The organism is Serratia sp. BNK-17 (assembly GCF_048684935.1).
Classification (GTDB): Bacteria; Pseudomonadota; Gammaproteobacteria; order Enterobacterales; family Enterobacteriaceae; genus Serratia; species Serratia nematodiphila.
On record NZ_JBLQTR010000001.1, the window covers coordinates 3,964,082 to 3,981,952 of the forward strand.

The 17,871-nt window shown below is 58.6% G+C and carries 16 protein-coding genes; 7 read left to right on the forward strand and 9 right to left on the reverse strand.

Going from position 1 to position 17,871, the window contains the following annotated elements; genetic code table 11:
• Positions 1-45 precede the first annotated feature (45 nt).
• Both ACMGF7_RS18895 and lapB read left to right on the forward strand, forming a co-directional pair.
• Positions 46-348, forward strand: a complete 303-nt coding sequence (locus ACMGF7_RS18895; protein WP_004930650.1) for a LapA family protein — start codon at positions 46-48, stop codon at positions 346-348.
• Positions 349-354: 6 nt separating this feature from the next.
• Positions 355-1,527: a lipopolysaccharide assembly protein LapB gene (gene lapB, locus ACMGF7_RS18900; RefSeq protein ID WP_015378034.1), complete on the forward strand. Its 1,173-nt coding sequence runs from the start codon at positions 355-357 to the stop codon at positions 1,525-1,527.
• A gap of 60 nt (positions 1,528-1,587) precedes the next feature.
• Here the strand turns inward: lapB and ACMGF7_RS18905 are convergent, their stop codons facing one another.
• Together ACMGF7_RS18905 and bhsA are read right to left on the reverse strand one after the other, a co-directional pair.
• Positions 1,588-1,887 (reverse strand): Arc family DNA-binding protein, encoded by a 300-nt coding sequence (locus ACMGF7_RS18905; protein WP_004930644.1) that lies wholly within the window; start codon positions 1,885-1,887, stop codon positions 1,588-1,590.
• 172 nt (positions 1,888-2,059) lie between these two features.
• Positions 2,060-2,320 carry a multiple stress resistance protein BhsA gene (gene bhsA, locus ACMGF7_RS18910; RefSeq protein ID WP_049242944.1) on the reverse strand — a complete coding sequence of 87 codons (261 nt, stop codon included), beginning with the start codon at positions 2,318-2,320 and terminating at the stop codon, positions 2,060-2,062.
• Between the two features lie 329 nt (positions 2,321-2,649).
• Between bhsA and pyrF the strand changes: the two genes are divergently transcribed.
• Positions 2,650-3,378, forward strand: a complete 729-nt coding sequence (gene pyrF / locus ACMGF7_RS18915; RefSeq protein ID WP_049242941.1) for an orotidine-5'-phosphate decarboxylase — start codon at positions 2,650-2,652, stop codon at positions 3,376-3,378.
• A 10-nt stretch (positions 3,379-3,388) separates the two neighbouring features.
• Positions 3,389-3,715 (forward strand): stress response translation initiation inhibitor YciH, encoded by a 327-nt coding sequence (gene yciH / locus ACMGF7_RS18920; protein ID WP_049242939.1) that lies wholly within the window; start codon positions 3,389-3,391, stop codon positions 3,713-3,715.
• Between the two features lie 188 nt (positions 3,716-3,903).
• On the opposite strand, the gene osmB is transcribed toward yciH, so the two are convergent.
• The 4 genes from osmB to ACMGF7_RS18940 all read right to left on the reverse strand — a co-directional run bounded on the left by osmB (position 3,904) and on the right by ACMGF7_RS18940 (position 8,527).
• Positions 3,904-4,122 (reverse strand): osmotically-inducible lipoprotein OsmB, encoded by a 219-nt coding sequence (gene osmB / locus ACMGF7_RS18925; protein ID WP_004945176.1) that lies wholly within the window; start codon positions 4,120-4,122, stop codon positions 3,904-3,906.
• Between the two features lie 271 nt (positions 4,123-4,393).
• A complete protein-coding gene (locus ACMGF7_RS18930; protein ID WP_004930631.1) occupies positions 4,394-5,140 on the reverse strand; it encodes a DNA-binding transcriptional regulator YciT in 747 nt (248 codons plus the stop codon).
• Positions 5,141-5,190: 50 nt separating this feature from the next.
• Complete coding sequence (locus ACMGF7_RS18935; protein WP_420286571.1) at positions 5,191-7,623, reverse strand: formate C-acetyltransferase/glycerol dehydratase family glycyl radical enzyme; 2,433 nt, start codon at positions 7,621-7,623, stop codon at positions 5,191-5,193.
• Positions 7,624-7,627: 4 nt separating this feature from the next.
• Positions 7,628-8,527: a glycyl-radical enzyme activating protein gene (locus ACMGF7_RS18940; protein WP_049242934.1), complete on the reverse strand. Its 900-nt coding sequence runs from the start codon at positions 8,525-8,527 to the stop codon at positions 7,628-7,630.
• Positions 8,528-8,676: 149 nt separating this feature from the next.
• Here ACMGF7_RS18940 and fsa point away from each other — a divergent pair, with 149 nt between their 5' ends.
• The gene (gene fsa / locus ACMGF7_RS18945; protein ID WP_049242933.1) at positions 8,677-9,342 is read left to right on the forward strand and encodes a fructose-6-phosphate aldolase; all 666 of its coding nucleotides are present in this window, start codon (positions 8,677-8,679) and stop codon (positions 9,340-9,342) included.
• Positions 9,343-9,722: 380 nt separating this feature from the next.
• On the opposite strand, the gene ACMGF7_RS18950 is transcribed toward fsa, so the two are convergent.
• Together ACMGF7_RS18950 and ACMGF7_RS18955 are read right to left on the reverse strand one after the other, a co-directional pair.
• On the reverse strand, positions 9,723-10,334 hold the full coding sequence (locus ACMGF7_RS18950; protein ID WP_043147540.1) for a hypothetical protein: 612 nt from the start codon (positions 10,332-10,334) through the stop codon (positions 9,723-9,725).
• A 525-nt stretch (positions 10,335-10,859) separates the two neighbouring features.
• On the reverse strand, positions 10,860-12,926 hold the full coding sequence (locus ACMGF7_RS18955) for a carbon starvation CstA family protein (RefSeq protein WP_420286573.1): 2,067 nt from the start codon (positions 12,924-12,926) through the stop codon (positions 10,860-10,862).
• 385 nt (positions 12,927-13,311) lie between these two features.
• On the opposite strand from ACMGF7_RS18955, the gene ACMGF7_RS18960 reads away from it, so the two are divergent.
• Both ACMGF7_RS18960 and ACMGF7_RS18965 read left to right on the forward strand, forming a co-directional pair.
• Entirely contained in the window at positions 13,312-14,475 is a 1,164-nt protein-coding gene (locus tag ACMGF7_RS18960) for a M20 aminoacylase family protein (RefSeq protein WP_182264359.1), read from the forward strand.
• Between the two features lie 30 nt (positions 14,476-14,505).
• A complete protein-coding gene (locus tag ACMGF7_RS18965) occupies positions 14,506-15,816 on the forward strand; it encodes an MFS transporter (protein ID WP_193549379.1) in 1,311 nt (436 codons plus the stop codon).
• A 76-nt stretch (positions 15,817-15,892) separates the two neighbouring features.
• On the opposite strand, the gene ACMGF7_RS18970 is transcribed toward ACMGF7_RS18965, so the two are convergent.
• Positions 15,893-17,827 carry an exoribonuclease II gene (locus ACMGF7_RS18970; RefSeq protein ID WP_420286575.1) on the reverse strand — a complete coding sequence of 645 codons (1,935 nt, stop codon included), beginning with the start codon at positions 17,825-17,827 and terminating at the stop codon, positions 15,893-15,895.
• Positions 17,828-17,871: the final 44 nt, after the last annotated feature.

Here is a 17,871-nt window from a genome sequence, read left to right on the forward strand (position 1 = left end):
TTTTGGCATCGTTCATCCGATTCACTCGGCATCGCGGGAAAGAATGTGAAATATTTGCTGATTTTTTTGTTGGTTCTGGTGATCTTCGTGATTTCCGTCACCTTGGGTGCGCATAACGATCAGGTGGTCAATTTTAACTATCTGGTTGCGCAGGGCGACTATCGCGTATCGACCCTGTTGGCCACGCTGTTTGGTGCCGGTTTCGTTCTCGGCTGGATCATTTGCGGCCTGTTCTACCTGCGCACGCGTATTGCGCTGGGTCGCGCCGAGCGCAAGATCAAAAGGCTGGAGCTGCAGCTTGAGCAGCCCGCTGAACCGGCGGCTCAGCCTGTTGTCAGCAAGGAATAATCCTCTATGTTAGAACTGCTGTTTCTGTTGCTGCCCGTGGCTGCCGCGTACGGTTGGTACATGGGGCGCAGAAGCGCTCAGCAGGATAAACAGCAAGAAGCCAACCGCCTGTCGCGCGAATACGTGGCAGGGGTGAACTTTCTGCTCTCCAACCAGCAGGACAAGGCGGTCGATCTGTTCCTCGACATGTTGAAAGAGGACAGCAACACCGTTGAAGCCCACCTGACGCTGGGTAACCTGTTCCGTTCGCGCGGTGAAGTCGACCGCGCCATCCGCATCCATCAGGCCTTGATGGAAAGCGCCTCCCTGACCTTCGAACAGCGCCTGCTGGCGGTGCAGCAGCTGGGCCGCGACTATATGGCGGCCGGGCTGTACGACCGCGCGGAAGACATGTTCAGCCAGTTGACTGACGAAGCGGATTTTCGCGTCTCGGCGCTGCAGCAACTGCTGGTGATCCATCAGGCGACCAGCGACTGGCAGAAAGCGATCGACGTGGCGGAAAAGTTGGTCAAGCTGGGCAAAGAGAAACAACGCGTCGAGATCGCGCACTTTTATTGTGAACTGGCGCTGCAGGCGATGGGCAGCGACGATCTCGATCGGGCGATGAGCCTGCTCAAGCGGGCGGACGCGGCCGATAAACAGTGTGCGCGCGTGTCCATCATGTTCGGGCGCATCTACATGGCGCAAAACGACTACGCCAAAGCGGCAGAGTCGCTGCAACGCGTACTGAGCCAGGATAAAGAGTTGGTCAGCGAAACGCTGCCGATGCTGCAGGAATGCTACACGCATCTGCCGGAACAACAGCACAACTGGGCCGATTTTCTTAAGCGCTGCGTGGAAGAGAACACCGGCGCTACCGCCGATCTGATGCTGGCCGAGATCATCGAGCAGCACGAAGGGCGCGACGTGGTGCAGGTCTATATCAACCGTCAGCTGCAGCGTCATCCCACTATGCGGGTGTTTTATCGGCTGATGGATTATCACCTGGCGGACGCTGAAGACGGCCGTGCGAAAGAGAGTCTGCTGCTGTTGCGCGACATGGTCGGCGAGCAAATTCGCACCAAGCCGCGCTACCGCTGCCACAAATGTGGCTTCACCGCGCACTCGCTCTATTGGCATTGCCCGTCGTGCCGCGCCTGGTCATCGGTCAAACCGATCCGCGGTCTGGACGGGCAATAACGCGGCGGCGCGACAAAATAAAACGGGGCGATTTATCGCCCCGTTTTTTTATGTTCATACTTACTTTTTCTTGCCGCCTTTGGCGCCGGTTTTTAACAGCTGGCGGAGTTTCTTCAGCTCTTTCTGGCTCAGCGGCTGTTCAATTTCTTCTTCGGTGCTTTGATTGTCGATCTCGCCGTGGTGCAGGTCATCCGCCTTTTTGGCCGGTTTTTCTGCTTTGGTGGCGGGCGCGCTGAAACTGCTTTCCAGGCGCTGGCACACTTCCACGCTCAACGAAAATTCGTTTTCAGCGGCGGCGGCGCGGATTTTTTCCTTCAGTTCCAGAGGAATTTTAATGGTAAGTGTCGATATCTCGCTCATTTTGAAAGCCTTTCTGCAGGAAGATGCCTTCAAGCTAAGCCACTGACGATCGGGTGTCTAGTGTGTAATAAAAATTTAATATTTTTGTAACAAAGCGGGGCGGGGAAAATGCGTTTTTTTCAGGCGGCAAACAGAGGCAGGGCCCGAACGTTCGGGCCCTGTACCGGAAACATTATTTGTAGATGATCGCGGTGCCGCTCAACATGTTGTTACCACCGGCGGAGATGATGCGGTAGCTGCTGGCGCCCTGGGCATCCGCTTTAGCGGCCAGCTTTTTCTCCAGGCTGCTGAGGGTCGTTGCGTGACCTGCGGAAACGATGCCGGTGGCGGTCAGGTTATCGGCCTGCTGGCTGCTGATCGGTTCAGCGGCTAAGGTGGCGAAAGAGGTCAGTGCGATAGCGGCTGCGGCTGCAAAATATTTGATGGTTTTCATAGGTGACTCCAGTCTGTTTATTTAGGAAGGAAGCCGTTCGCTTCCGATGTGGTGAATAATAAAGCATCCGTGCCGATTGAAAATCTGATAATGCTGAGCAAGTCTTTCAAAATATCTGATTAACAATTTACGCATCTTTACGGCGTTTTACGCTGCGTGGTTTATTGCTGACGGGCGTTCATTGACGCGCCATGACAAAGGCGGGAGGTAACATGACAGAGCGTAGGTGCGCGCTGCGGCTGGGATTTCGGGCCCCCGACATGTAGAATGCGGCGGTCAGTTTCGCGGGTGAGTCCCTGATTATCTCCATTTTACAAAAGGTAGAAGAAATGAAGTCTGAAAATAACGCTAATAACAATGACTTAAAATCATCTCCAATCGTTGTGGCGTTAGATTACGCCGATAAGAACGCTGCGCTGGCGTTCGCCGACCGTATCGATCCGCAAGACTGCCGGCTGAAAGTGGGCAAAGAAATGTTCACGCTGTTTGGGCCGCAGCTGGTGCGCGATCTGCATGGGCGCGGTTTCGACGTGTTTCTCGACCTGAAATTCCACGATATTCCCAATACCACTGCGCATGCGGTAGCGGCGGCGGCCGAACTGGGCGTTTGGATGGTTAACGTCCACGCCAGCGGCGGCTCGCGCATGATGACTGCCGCTAAAGAAGCGCTGGCGTCATTCGGGACGGATGCGCCGCTGTTGATCGCCGTAACCGTGCTCACCAGCATGGAAGCGGAAGACCTGCGCGGCATCGGCATCGAGGCCAGCCCGGCGGAACACGCCGAGCGCCTGGCGCGCCTGACCCGCGACTGTGGGCTGGACGGCGTAGTGTGTTCGGCACACGAAGCGCAGCGGCTGAAGGCGGCCTGCGGGCAGGCTTTCCAACTGGTTACGCCGGGGATCCGCCCTGAAGGCAGCGCGGCGGGCGATCAGCGCCGTATCATGACGCCGGTGCAGGCGCAGGGCGCCGGCGTGGACTATATGGTGATCGGGCGTCCGATCACCCAATCTGCCGATCCGGCCGCGACGCTGCGCGCGATCCGCGCCTCTTTGGCCTGAGGAACCGCCGATGAGTGACGATAACAGCCGCCTGGTGTATTCCACGGACACCGGCCGCATCAAGCAGGAAGAGGTTAAACCGCAACGCGCCAAGGGCGACGGCATCGTGCGCATCCAGCGCCAGACCAGCGGTCGCAAGGGGAAGGGCGTATGTCTGATCGCCGGCGTCGATCTGGATGATGCTGCGCTCGATAAACTGGCGGCCGAGCTGAAAAAGAAATGCGGCTGCGGCGGTTCGGTGAAAGACGGGGTCATCGAGATCCAGGGCGATAAACGCGATCTGCTCAAGCAACTGCTGGAAGCCAAAGGCATGAAGGTCAAACTGGCGGGCGGTTGAGGTGAATCGCCATGCCGCGGTGCAATGCCGTGGCATGGCTTGAGGTTGTTGCTGCCGGGGGTTAGCCCGTTAACGGCAAAAGAACCATAGACTTAACGTAAAACAGACCTGAAATCATCGTTATTGGTTAATACGTCAAAGCGCCAAGGCGCTTTTGCCCGCCTGTCGGCGGAGGGCTCTCGGTCAGGTTATTTACCTACCTGGTGACCGATAATGCCCCCTACCGCAGCCCCACCCAGCGTACCCAGCGCGCTGCCGTCTGTCAGCACTGCGCCGCCGACTGCACCGGCGCCGGCGCCGATAGCGGTGTTGCGATCGCGTTTGGACATGTTGGAACAGGCACTGAGTGAAAACGCCAGAGTCAGTGCCAGAGCGGCGGTGGCGAAACGTTTATTGATAATCATCATAATGACTTCTCCTTAGCATTGGCTATATGGAAGTGCCCTATAAGTATAGGCGTTAACCATAAATCAGGCCTGCTGTTGATTCCCGCACAGTATCGATATAAAAAATGGCATTTTTTGTTAACGGCCGAATAATTAGCGGGTTACGGCCCAAAAGTCGCCGAAACTGAGTATAGGTTTCTCGGGAAGGATAAACAGGTAAATAGTCTTAAAATCCTGCGGTGCAAGGGGAAAGACGCGCGGCGTGGCCCGCGCGGTGCGGCGGTGGTCTGCGTTATTCGTTGACCAATTCCACCTGTACGCCCTGGCGTTTCAGCTGATGCTGATACTCCAGCGCCAAACGTGAATCGGTGATCACCCGGCTGATTTGCCCCGGCTGCGCCAGCGGATTGGGCTGGATCTGGCCGAATTTGCTGGAGTCCGTCAGCACGATATTCTCCACGCCCTTGGCCAGTACCGCGCTGACCACATCGGCGCGCATCATGTCGCGGCCGGTAAAGCCGGTTTCGGCCTGAAAGCCGTCAATGCCGATAAACGCCTTATTGAAATGCACCTGCTGAATGCACAGCCGCGTCAGCGGGCCGACCACGGTCTCGCTTTTCTTCTGGTACATGCCGCCCAGCACAATCACGTCGCAGTCGGTTTCTTTCAGCAGGTTGGCGATGTAGTGGCTGACGGTGATCAGCGTAATGCGCTTGCGTTCGGCAATGTAGCGCGCCAGCAGGGCGTTGGCGCTGCCGCTCTCGATAAAGATCGTCTCGCCGTCGTTGACCTGCGCGGCGGCGTATTGCGCCAGCCGCTGCTTGAGGGTGAAATTGGACATCATGCGGGCGTCGACGTCGTCGCTCTCCAACGCCACGGCGGAACCGTGCACCCGCTTCAGATAACTGCGCTTTTCCAGCAGGTTGAGATCCTGCCGGATGGTGACTTCCGAGACGCCCGAGGCGCGCGCCAGCTCATTGACGCTGATCCGCCGGCGATCGTTAACCAACTGCAATATGGTCTGTTGTCGTAAATTCATATCGGCCTGATGATGCGGCCGCCAAGGCGCGGCCGCTAAGAGTCAAAGGTTTAAAGAGTATGTTCTGTGCGCGCAATAATATCATCCTGCGCCTCAGGGGATAATGCGGTAAAGAAGGCGGAATAGCCAGCTACGCGAACCACTAAATCACGATATTGGTCAGGGTGTTGCTTCGCCGCCAGCAGCGTTTCGCGCGACACGATGTTGTACTGCACATGCCAGCCGCGGTAGCTCTCGAAGAAGGTGCGCAACATCAGCATCAGCTTTTCCCGATCGCGCGGGTTGTCCAGCGTCGCCGGGTTCAGCTTTTGGTTGAGCAGCACGCCGCCGAGGATCGCCTCGGTCGGCAACTTGGCGAGCGAATTGAACACCGCCGTCGGCCCCAGGTGGTCGGTGCCGGACGCCGGACTGGCGCCTTCCGCCAGCGGCGTGTGCGCCTTACGACCATCGGGCGTGGCCAGAGTGGCGGCGCCGAAGGGCACGTTGGCCGAGATCGACGAGGTGCCGGCGTAGTAACCACCGCCGATCGGCCCGCGGCCGAAGCGGGTGTTGCGATACTGCTTCAGTTCTTCGATATAGGTTTGGTAGGCGCGCACCAGCAGCCGATCGACCTCGTCCACGTCGTTGCCGTATTTGGGCGCAGCGTTAAGCAGCCGCTGGCGCAGCTGCTCGCCATCCAGCCCGGCGAAGTCTTCGGCCAGCGCCGTCGCCAACTGCTGCTGGCCGATCGCCCCCTGGTCGAACACCAGTTTGCGCACCGCCGCCAGGCTGTTGCCCAGGTTGGCGATGCCGACCTGCAGGCCGGAAACCCAATCGTATTTGGCGCCGCCTTGCTTGATGCTTTTACCGCGTTCGATGCAGTCATCCACCAGCGCGGAACAGAGGATATCGTGGGCATTCTCTTCCAGCACGCTGTCCACCACGCATTCGATCTCGATCGACTTGCGCGTGTAGTAGCGGATTTGCCGATCCCAGGCGGCTAAGACCTGCTCGAAATCGGCGAAGTTTCCTTTGGACAGCGCCTGTTCCTGTGGCAGGAAGATCTGCCCGGAGGTCGCGTCGCGGCCCTGTTCCAGCGCCGCCAGCAGCACGCGGGCGAAGTTGATGAAGCTCATGCCGGTGCAGCGATAGCCCCATTTTCCGCCGACGGCGGTCTCGATGCAGCCGATGGCGGCGTAGTCGTAAGCGTCTTGCGGTTCGACCCCCAACTTGATGAACTCGGGAATGACGATTTCGTCATTATTGAATGCCGGCATGCCGAAGCCGCAGCGGATCACCTGTACGCAGGCGTCGAGGAAATCGGCGCTCATCCCGGCGTGGTAACGCACGCTGAGGTTGGGCTGGGTGGAGCGCAGGCGGCCGCAGGACTCGAGAATGGCGTAGGACAGCGGGTTGACCGCATCGCATGGCCGGCCGTCGAGCAGCTTCTGTCCGCCGATGGTGACGTTCTGGTACAGCGGGCTGCCGGCGGAAGCCTTGGAATGCGAGCCGGAGCGGATCTTGTTGACCTCCAGCAGCTTCAGCCAGCAGCTGTGCAACAGCTCGATGGCGTCTTCCCGCGCCAGCTTTTGCTCCAGCTCCACGTCACGCCGATACCAGGGATAGAGGTATTGATCGAGGCGGCCAAAGGAAACCGAATGGCCGTTGGATTCGATCTGCAACGTCAGCTGGATGAAATAGCACAGCTGCAGCGCCTGCCAGAAGGTTTGCGGCGGGCGATGGGCGATCTGTTCACAGTTATCCGCGATGGCCAGCAGCTCGGTACGCCGGCCAGTGCGCGGTTCGTTTTGCGCCATGTCGCGCGCCAGGCGGGCGAAGCGCAGGATGTGTTCGCTCAGCGCCGCCAGCACGATGTCGATAGCGTTGAGAAACTGCGCTTTGTGCAGATCTTCCCACTCGCTCAGGCGCAGGCGGTTGCGGCGCGCGTTCACTTTTTCACGCAGGCCGTCGAGACCTAGCTCCAGCAACAGCGGGAAGTTGACCGCCAGGTGAGCATCACCGGAGGTCATGTTGCCCTCGGCCTTGATGATGCCGGTGGCCAGCAGCGCTTTTTGCTCGTCGGTGAACATGCCGTAGCAGCGATCCTGCACCGTTTGGCCGCGCCACCAGGGGCACAGGCGATGCAAAATCGCCTTGTTCTCTTCGCTGACCGAAAAACCGGCGCCCGGCCGGTCGGCCAACTGGTCTATTTCGTTTTCTATCCAGCCGACGGTGTATTCGGGGAAGATCGGCGCGGCGCGCAGTTCGCTGGCCTGGTTGCCGACGATCAGCTCGTCGTTGGCGATCCAGATGCTGCGTTTCGCCAGGTGGTTGGCCAGCGCCAGCGCGCGGCGCACCGGCAGCGGCTTGTCCTGATGCTGTTGATAGGCTTCGGTATAGTGCTGCGCGCGTTCGGTGCACACCGGCGGTTTGACGATGTGAATCAGCGCGTTCTTGTGCGCCTGAATGCGGGCGCTGAGGGTGGTCAAATCCAACGTGGTCATGGCGTTATCCTCGCAAAATGGCGGTCAGGCCTTTGGCGCCGGCATAGGCTTCGGCGAAGGCCAGCAGATCGGGCGCGTCCAGCGGCGTGCGGGCGGCGCGGTAGGGCTCGCCGAGCAGGTGGTACTTGTTGATGCCCAGCGTGTGGTACGGCAGAAAGTGGATCTCCGATACGCCGATCTCGTCGGCGGCGAAGTCGACGATCGCGCGGACTGAGCGGCGATCGGCGTTGAAATAGGGGATCAGCGGCACGCGCACGGTCATTGGCACGCCATGCGCCGCCAGCCGGCGGAAATTGTTCATCACCCGGCGTGCGGAGCCGCCGGTCCAGGCTCTGAAGCGCGCTTCGTCGATGTGCTTGAGATCGGCCAGCAGCAGATCCAGCCACGGCAGCGAAGGGGCGATGTAACGCCAGGGAACGTGCAGGCAGGATTCGACGGCGGTGTGGATACCGGCCTCGCGGCCGCGCCGCAGCAGTTCCGCCGCAACCTCCGGCTGCATAAAGGGCTCGCCGCCGGACAGCGTTAAACCGCCGCCGCTGCGCAGGTAGAAAGGCTTATCCCGCATTACCTCGGCCATGATATCGTCGGGGTTGACCGGGCTGCCGCACAGGCTGAGTGCGCCGGTCGGGCAGGTGGCGGCCAGGGCGGCATAATCGTCTGCGCTAATCAGCTCGCGTTGCAGCGTCAGCGGCCCGTCGGTGCGCTGCAGCCCTTGCGGACAACGCTCGGCGCACAGCGTGCAGCCGCTCAGGCACAGGCGCTCGTCAAACAGCAGGTCTGCGTGGCGCGAACGGCTTTCCGGGTTCTGACACCAGCGGCAGCTCAGCGGGCAGCCTTTTAAAAAGACCACGCTGCGGATGCCGGGGCCGTCATGGGTCGAGTAGCGCTGCAGATTGAAGAACATGAGTCACCCGTTTGGCGTTGCTGAATCTTTCGCCATTAAAGGTGTTTCGAATGAAAGTTGGATTGATTTTGATCAAAGGTTGACGTTTTTTTTGCCCTATGATGATCAGAGTTTGAATCCGTCAACAGAACATGACACAGGAGTCCGTGATGGAGCTTTATCTCGATACCGCCGATGTGACCGCGGTAAAACGCCTGGCGCGCATTCTGCCGCTGCACGGCGTCACCACCAACCCGAGCATTGTGGCGAAGGAAGGCAAGCCGATCTGGGAAGTGCTGCCCGCGCTGCGCGACGCCCTCGGCGGCACCGGCAAGCTGTTTGCGCAGGTGATGGCGGCCGATGCGGAACGTATGGTGGCGGAGGCGGCGCTGCTCAGCCAGCGGGTACCGGGGTTGGTGGTCAAGATCCCGGCAACCGCCGAAGGGTTGGCGGCGATCAAGAAACTCAAAACGATGTCCATCCCGACGCTGGGCACGGCGGTATACGGCGCCGGGCAAGGGCTGTTGGCGGCATTGGCCGGTGCGGAATATGTGGCGCCTTACGTCAACCGCGTGGACGCGCAGGGCGGCGACGGCATCGAAATGGTGCACGAGCTGCAGCAGCTGTTGAGCCTGCATGCGCCGTCGGCGCAGGTGCTGGCCGCCAGCTTCAAAACGCCGCGCCAGGCGCTGGAGTGCTTGCTCGCGGGTTGTCAGGCCATCACGCTGCCGGTGGACGTGGCGGAGCAGTTCCTGAATGCGCCGGCCGTACAGGCCGCGGTCGAGAAGTTCGAGCAGGATTGGCAGGGGGCGTTCGGCAGCAGCCTGCTGAACTGATGGCCTGCGTCTATTCCTCGGTGCTCACACTATTATCGCTAAAGGATGGCGGCTACGCGCCATCCTCCTTTCATTATCCATTATCGGCTTTCCTTTCACTTAATTTTCGCTGAACTGTTTATTTTCCGCACGATCTCTCTTTCGGGAAAAATCGATTGATTTTCGCCCTTATCGGCTCATAATTCGTCACTAAAGCAGTGTCATTACAATTATTTAAATTATTTATAATATTGCACTTTTCTTCAGGTAGGTAATCGAGTCGCTTCCCTGGAATAATTTGGTATACCCTGGTGGTGGAGATGTGTCTTTTGATTTTTCGCTGCTACAACCTGATATGAGTGCGAAACCTAAGAGTGTGATGATCAATTGGTTGTATTTTTTCATTTTTTCAATAACCCAGTAAGATATAAGTCTTTGTCAGTAATTTTCCCTTGTAATGTACACATGATACTCACAACACCTTTCTCTTTATTGTCTTCTATTATAAACAATTTTTCTGCTGAGTTCTCTTCTGGTGCTACACCGTCAACGGCTGAGTTATTAGCCATCCATTGGCCATCAACGGTGTTTCGTATCATTGGGTTGTAGGTGTAAATATTTCCAATTTTAACTAGGTTGATTTTCTGGGATAGAATTTTCACAATCTCATTAAAGGATTGAAGGGACTCAAACCCCCAATAGTAGAATTGGCCTTTCACATCAAATGTGCTAATTTCTTTGTATTTATCAAAGTCGGTATAAGTAACAATAAAACTATTAACCTCAATGCCTTCCGGGGATGTAAATGTGGTCGGGAACGATAATTTTCCGGTGGTTTTTAACATGGATATATCTAACGAAGGGATGAGCGACTTTAAATTCCCATCATTCTGTATTTCTTTAAAAAATGATGCATCGCAGTTTGCGAGTGCTTGAATTGTTGAGTTAGCGTTTGCGTATTCTGCAATTCCCATCAATATATAGAGCAAGCATGCCATATGTCTCTTTTTCATAATCATTTCCTTATGTTACGTTTTAAAACAATCTGAAATATAACATAACGATAATGGAAGATCAGCAATGATACCCTTGTGATACTTCAGTTTCTTTGCACTTCGGTAAATGCCCATTGCACCGAAGCTTCTGGTATGTATGTTCCCGAGTAGTCGCTGAAAATCTCCTATCTCCTATCTCCTATCTCCTATCTCCTATCTCCTATCTCCTATCTCCTATCTCCTATCTCCTATCTCCTATCTCCTATCTCCTATCTCCTATCTCGTGTCTTTACTGCACGTTGTGGTCTAGCGTCAGGCGAACGGCATGGCCGGGTGCCAGTCGTGCCATACGCAACTGAGCGAAAGCAAAAAATAGAAATAGCCTAGGCAGGCAAGAAATAAAACAGCTGCAGCAGTCCGTTGATCGGTGAGGCGGAGGCGGATGCCGCCGTAAACGCAATATTGCCCACCGGCGCGGTAACGACCCAACCCCTCGAGCAGCGCATTGCTCGAGAGGCCGGCCGTCTATCTCAACCCCGGGACTCAGCCACGGCTGGTTTCCTCCCGCAGTGCGGCGCTGACCTCGTGCGCCGTCGGTTGTTCGGAACGCAGCGCCCGGCGGATGGCGAAGAAAGCGGCGATCAGCATGGTCACCGCCACCAGCATAAAGAACCCGCACAGCGCGGCGTTGATTTGGTTGCTGAACACGATGGTCTCCATGTCTTTTAACGACTTGGCCGGCGCAATGATCGTGCCTTGCTCGATGCCGGTGGAGAACTTCTTCGCCTGCGCCAGGAAGCCGATGCTCGGTTTTTCGTGGAAGATCTTCTGCCAGCCGGCGGTCATCGAGGTGACGAACAGCCAGGCGGTCGGCAGAATAGTCACCCAGGCGTAGCGCTGCTTCTTCATCTTGAACAGCACCACGGTGCCGAGGATCAGCGCCATCGATGCCAGCATCTGGTTGCCGATGCCGAACAGCGGCCACAGGGTATTGATGCCGCCGAGCGGATCGACCACCCCCTGATACACGAAGAAACCCCAACCGGCCACCGCCACCGTGGTGCCCGCCAGGTTGCCGAGCCAGGAGCGGTTGTTGGCCAGCTGCGGCACCGCCACGCCCACCAGATCCTGCACCATAAAGCGGCAGGCGCGGGTGCCGGCGTCGACGGCGGTCAGGATGAACAGCGCTTCGAACAGAATGGCGAAGTGGTACCAGAACGCCATCATCGCCCGGCTATTGAACACCTCGCTGATGATGTGCGCCATGCCCACGGCGAAGGTCGGGGCACCGCCGGCGCGCGACAGTATCGAATTCTCACCCACCTCTTTGGCGATCAGCGCCAGCGTTTCCGGCGTGACGATAAAGCCCCAGCTGTTAATGACCTGCGAAGCATTTTCCACCGTGGTGCCGATCAGCGCCGCCGGCGAGTTCATGGCGAAGTAAACGCCCGGATCCAGCACCGAGGCGCAGATCAGCGCCATGATGGCGACGAAAGACTCCATCAGCATGGCGCCGTAACCGATAAAGCGAATGTGGCTTTCGCGCTCCACCAGTTTGGGCGTGGTGCCGCTGGAAACCAGCGCGTGGAAGCCGGAAATGGCGCCGCAAGCGATGGTGATGAACAGGAATGGGAACAGGGCGCCTGCGAACACCGGGCCGCTGCCGTCGATAAAGCGCGAGACCGTCGGCATTTTCATCTCCGGCATGGCGAAGACGATGCCGATGGCCAGGCCGATGATGACGCCGATTTTCATAAAGGTGGAAAGGTAATCGCGCGGCGCCAGCAGCAGCCATACCGGCAGCACCGAGGCGACGAAGCCGTAGATCACCAGCACCCAGGTCAGGGTGGTGCCGTGCAGCGTGAAGAACGGCCCCCAATAGGGATCTTGCGCCACGTTACCGCCGTAAACGATCGCCAGCAGCATCAGCACGAAACCGATCACCGAAATTTCAGCGATCTTGCCCGGCCGGATAAAGCGCATGTAGATGCCCATGAACAGCGCGATCGGGATAGTGGCGGCGATGGTGAACAGCCCCCACGGGCTGTCGGCCAACGCTTTTACCACCACCAGCGCCAGCGCCGACAGGATGATGATCATCACCCCCAGCGCGCCGAGCATGGTGATCACCCCGGCGAACGCGCCCAGCTCTTGCTTGGCCATTTCCCCCAGCGAACGTCCGTCGCGGCGGGTGGAGATGAACAGCACCAGAAAATCCTGCACCGCGCCGGCCAACATAACGCCGACCAGGATCCAGATGGTTCCCGGCAGGAAGCCCATCTGCGCGGCCAGGATTGGCCCCACCAGCGGCCCGGCGCCGGCGATGGCGGCGAAGTGGTGGCCGAACAGCACCCATTTGTTGGTGGGCACATAGTCCAGGCCGTCGTTGTGGCGTTCGGCCGGGGTAAGACGGCGGTCATCCAGTTCAAAGACCTTGTCGGCGATGAACCGGCTGTAGAAGCGGTAGGCGATGCTGTAGCAGGCGACGGCGGCGACCACCAGCCAGACGGCGTTGACGTGTTCGCCGCGGCTGAGCGCCAGCATGGCGAAGGCGAAAGCGCCGACCAACGCCACCAGCAGCCAGATAAGTCCGGACCTGATGTTTTTCATGAAACAACTCCTTGGCGTACAGAGGTAGAAATTGACGTTGTTATTAGGGATGACGTTTTAACAGTAGAAGTTTTGCCGCCGAACCGCGGCAGGTCGGATGAGAAATGTGAAGCAGGTGGGGTTTTGGTGTAAAAACAACGTGATGAAACCCCATTGGTGCAGGCTGTCGTCGCAATGTGGCCCGGCAGCGTTTCCTGCTGCATTTTTAATTTTTATCTGGCGGATAATATCTAAACCCATCGCTTGCGCGATCCCTTTGGCATTATTTTTCTGTATAGCCGACACAAGGGGTACTAATAAACGTTTTGCGTGATATATCTTGGCTCGCGCTCGAAGCGCCATTCATTTATTTCACAAATAATAAAGTCAATAAAAGGAATTAATAATGATAGATAAAGTCATTGCAGGTTATTTACCGCAGCTAACGGCCATTCGTCATGATATTCATCAGCACCCGGAGCTTGGCTTCGAGGAGTTTCGTACCAGCGATTTGGTGGCGGATTATCTGAGTTCGTGGGGGTATGAGGTGCACCGCGGATTGGCGGGCACCGGCGTCGTCGGTACGCTGCGAGCGGGCGCCGGTGCGAAGCGTCTCGGGCTGCGCGCCGATATGGATGCGCTGCCGATCGAAGAAAACAACGGCAAATCCTGGAGCAGCAGCGTGCCCAACCGCATGCACGGTTGCGGCCACGACGGCCATACCACCATGTTGCTCGGCGCTGCGCGTTACCTGGCGCAAACCCGCCGCTTCAATGGCACGCTGCATCTGATTTTTCAGCCGGCGGAAGAGACGCTGGGCGGCGGCGCGTTGATGGTGGAGCAAGGGTTATTCGAACGCTTTCCCTGTGACGCCATCTTCGCCATGCACAACATGCCGGGTCTGCCGGTGGGCGAGTTTTTCTTCCGTCACGGCGCCTTTATGGCTTCGACGGACCAATTCGTCGTTACCGTGCAAGGCTGCGGTGGGCACGGCGCTATGCCGCATCTGACCGTCGATCCGGTGCTGGTGGCCTCGCATATCGTCGTCGCGCTGCAAAGCATCGTCTCGCGTAATACCGATCCGCTGGAGGCGGCGGTGATCACCGTCGGCAGCATTAAGGCCGGTGAGGCGGCCAATGTTATCCCGGACAGCGCGGAAATGCGGCTTAGCGTGCGATCGCTGGGGCGCGAGTGGCGAACCGAGCTGTTAACGCGCATTCCTGCGCTGATTCAGGCGCAGGCGCAAAGCTTCGGTGCCACGGCAATCGTGAACCACATCAACGGCGCTCCGGTATTGGTTAACGATGAGGCCATGACGCGCTTCGCGCATCAGGTGGCGCAGCAGCAGTTCGGCGCCGCGCGCGCGCACTACGGCGCCAAGCCGCTGATGGGCAGTGAAGATTTCACCTTCATGCTCGAGGCGCAGCCGCAGGGTTGTTATCTGCTGATCGGTAATGGCGACGGTGAAGGAAGCTGTATGGTGCATAACCCGGGATATGACTTTAACGATGAATGCCTGGCGGCGGGCAGCCATTATTGGGGAGCGCTGGTGGAAGCCTATTTAAAATAAACTAAAAGAATAATAACAGGGAAGGTCATAATGAGTGAAAATACGGCGGTGACGCAATCAGAAATAAATGCGCCGTCGAAGACGGGTGGCAAGAAAGTGATATTTGCCGCCTCCTTCGGTAATGCACTGGAATTTTTCGACTTCGGCATTTATAACTTCTTCGTCATTTATATTAGTGTGCTGTTCTTTCCGCCGTCGAGCGATCCTAATCTGGCGTTGCTGCTGGCGTTCGCCACGTTCGGCGTCAGTTTTATTATGCGGCCTCTGGGCGGTATTTTGATCGGCGCTTATGCCGATCGCCGCGGACGCAAACCGGCGATGATCCTGACGATTTCACTGATGAGCCTGGGTACGGCGATGATCGGTTTTGCGCCGACCTACGCCAGCGCCGGCTATTGGGGAACCATCACGCTGGTGGTGGCGCGCCTGATCCAGGGCGTGGCGGCGGGCGGAGAGGTGGGGGCGTCAATGTCGTTGCTGGTGGAGTCGGCGCCGCCCAATCGGCGCGGCTTCTATTCCAGCTGGTCACTGGCGACGCAGGGCATTGCCAGCGTGATTGGCGGTGTGACAGCGCTGGGGTTGAGCGCCGCGCTGCCGCTGCTTTCGGGCGAACCGAACGCGATGGCTGAATGGGGATGGCGCATTCCTTTCTTCATCGGCGTGGCGCTGGCGCCGCTCGGTTGCTGGCTGCGTCTCGGGCTGGAAAGCGACCGGCCGCCGGCGGAGCGTACCCATGAGGCGCCTGTACCGCTGCGCAAACATTCCCGGGCGGTGATGCTCGGCGTGATGTTGACCATCGGCGCCACCGTCGCGACCTATATCTCGATGTACTATCTGGGCACCTTTGCGGTTAAGTACCTGGGGATGGCGCAGACCTACGGGTATGCGGCGATGCTGCTGGCCGGGATTATCACCTTCGTCGGCAGCCTGCTGGTCGGGCATTGGTGCGATCGTTATGGCCGTCTGCCGCTGATCCGCTGGGCGCGGATCGCCATTTTGTTGCTGGCGTTGCCGGTTTTCTGGCTGTTGACGGTGGCGCCGCATCCGGCGGTGTTGCTGAGTGTGGTGGCGTTGATGGTTGCGCTGACAACGTTAGGTTCTGTTCCGACGTTGTTGATGATTTCCGAGCTGTTTCCGCAGCGGGTGCGCGCGCTGGGGTTTGCGCTGGTTTATAGCCTCGGCGTCGCAATTTTCGGTGGTTTTGCCCAATACATCGCTTCACAGTCGATCGTGCTCAGCGGTTCATTGTTAGCGCCCGCCGGCTATCTGATGCTGGCGACGCTGATCTCGCTGGCCGCGTTGCCGCTGTTGCGTGAAACCGGCGGCGATCCGCTGCGCTAGCAGACGCGGGGCAAAAAAAGCGCCGGCGGTTTTCACCGCCGGCGCTTGACGCTTGTTACCGCACGCTATCCTACCGTCAGACCGCAGGGCGGGCGATCACGCTGCGGGTTTCCATGCGTACTTCGGCGATGGTGACCTGCAAGGTGTCGCTCTGGCGGTAAACCACTTCACCTTTGATCTGCACGGTGCCGGTTTCCTGGCTGCATTGCATCTCGTCACGCACCGCATGAATGAACGGCGCCGGGATGAAGGCAACCGCGCCGTTGTCCAGCAGGCGCACGCGCAGGCCGCCGCGTGTCACGTCGATAATCTCGGCGTTGAAGCGGGTATCGGTACCGGCCTTGTCCTGCAGGAAACGGGCGTACAGCCAGTCGCCGACGTCGCGTTCCGCCATGCGGTTCAGGCGGCGGCGTTCCGCCAGCTGCACCGTCACGTCATCCTGCGGTTTTTCCGCCGGCTGCTGGTTGATGATCGCCTTCAGCAGGCGATGGTTGACCATATCGCCGTATTTACGGATCGGCGATGTCCAGGTGGCGTAAGCCTCCAGTCCCAGACCGAAGTGTGGCCCCGGCGTGGTGCTGATCTCGGCGAAGGTCTGGAAGCGGCGGATGCGGCTGTCGAGGAACTGGGTCGGCTGCGCATCCAGATGGCGGCGCAGTTCGCAGAAGCCCTCAAGGGTCAGCAGTTTTTCGGCTTCGGCTTCGACGCCGTTGGCCTGCAGTACGGTGACCGCTTGCTCAACCAGCGCGGGATCGAAACCGGTGTGCACGTTGTACACGCCGAAGCCCAGGCGATCGCGCAGCACGATGGCGGCGCAGACGTTGGCGGCGATCATGCACTCTTCAACGATACGGTTGGCGCTGCGGCGCTGCTCGGTGACGATCTCCAGCACGTCGCCTTTTTCACCCAGCACGAAGCGGTAGTCCGGGCGATCTTTGAATACCAGCGCATGCTGGTGGCGCCAGGCGTTACGCGCGTCGCAAACGCGTTTCAACAGGGTGATCTGTTGTGCGATGGCGTCGCTCGGCGGCTGCCAGCCTGCAATGCCTTCCAGCCAGTCGGAGACTTCGTCGTACACCAGTTTGGCTTTGGATTCGATCTCGGCGGCGAAGAACTGAATATCGTCGCCCAGCGCGCCGTCGGCGGCGATGGTTACGCGGCAGGCCAGCACCTGGCGGCGCTCGTTAGGGCGCAGCGAACACAGGTTGTCCGACAGATCGCGCGGCAGCATCGGGATGTTGAAGCCCGGCAGGTAGTTGGTGAAGGCGCGCACGCGGGCGATATCGTCCAGCTTGCTGCCTTGCTCGACGTAGGCGGTCGGATCGGCGATGGCGATGGTCAACTGCAGCGAACCGTCACCGTTGTCGGTCACATACAGCGCATCGTCCATGTCTTCGGTGCTGGCGCTGTCGATGGTGACGAATTCGAGCGCGGTCAGGTCTTCACGCACCAGCGCGGCGTCCGGCTCGCTGAGGGCCTGCATCTCCGGCGCTTCTTTTTCCAGATTGTGGCGTGCCAGCGTCACCCACCACGGGGCGAAATGGTCTTCACCGTCGGTGATAAACTGGGTCAGATCGGCGTTGAAGCCGCGATCGCCTTTCAGCGGGTGGCGACGCATTTCCGCCACCGCCCAGTCGCCGGCCTGGAAGTTGTGGGTCAGTTCACGCACCGGGCGGCACGGAATCGCCTCTTTCAGCAACGGATGATCGGGCACGATGGACAGACGATCGTCGCGCTTTTGCACGCGGCCGACAAAGCGCGACAGGAACGGCTCGACCAGGGTTTCCGGCTCGGCGATTTCGCGCTCTTTCTCGGTGTGCAGGGTGGCGATAATGCGATCCCCGTGCATGACTTTCTTCATGTACGGCGGTGGAATGAAGTAGCTTTTTTGACCGTCTACTTCAAGAAAGCCAAAGCCTTTCTCAGTCCCTTTCACGACGCCTTCAACGCGCGGGGTCTGAGAGTGAAGTTGCTGTTTAAGCTGCGCCAGCAGCGGGTTATCTTGAAACATATCGTCCAGTGAATGGGTTGTGAGTGGCAAGATTTGCGGCTGAC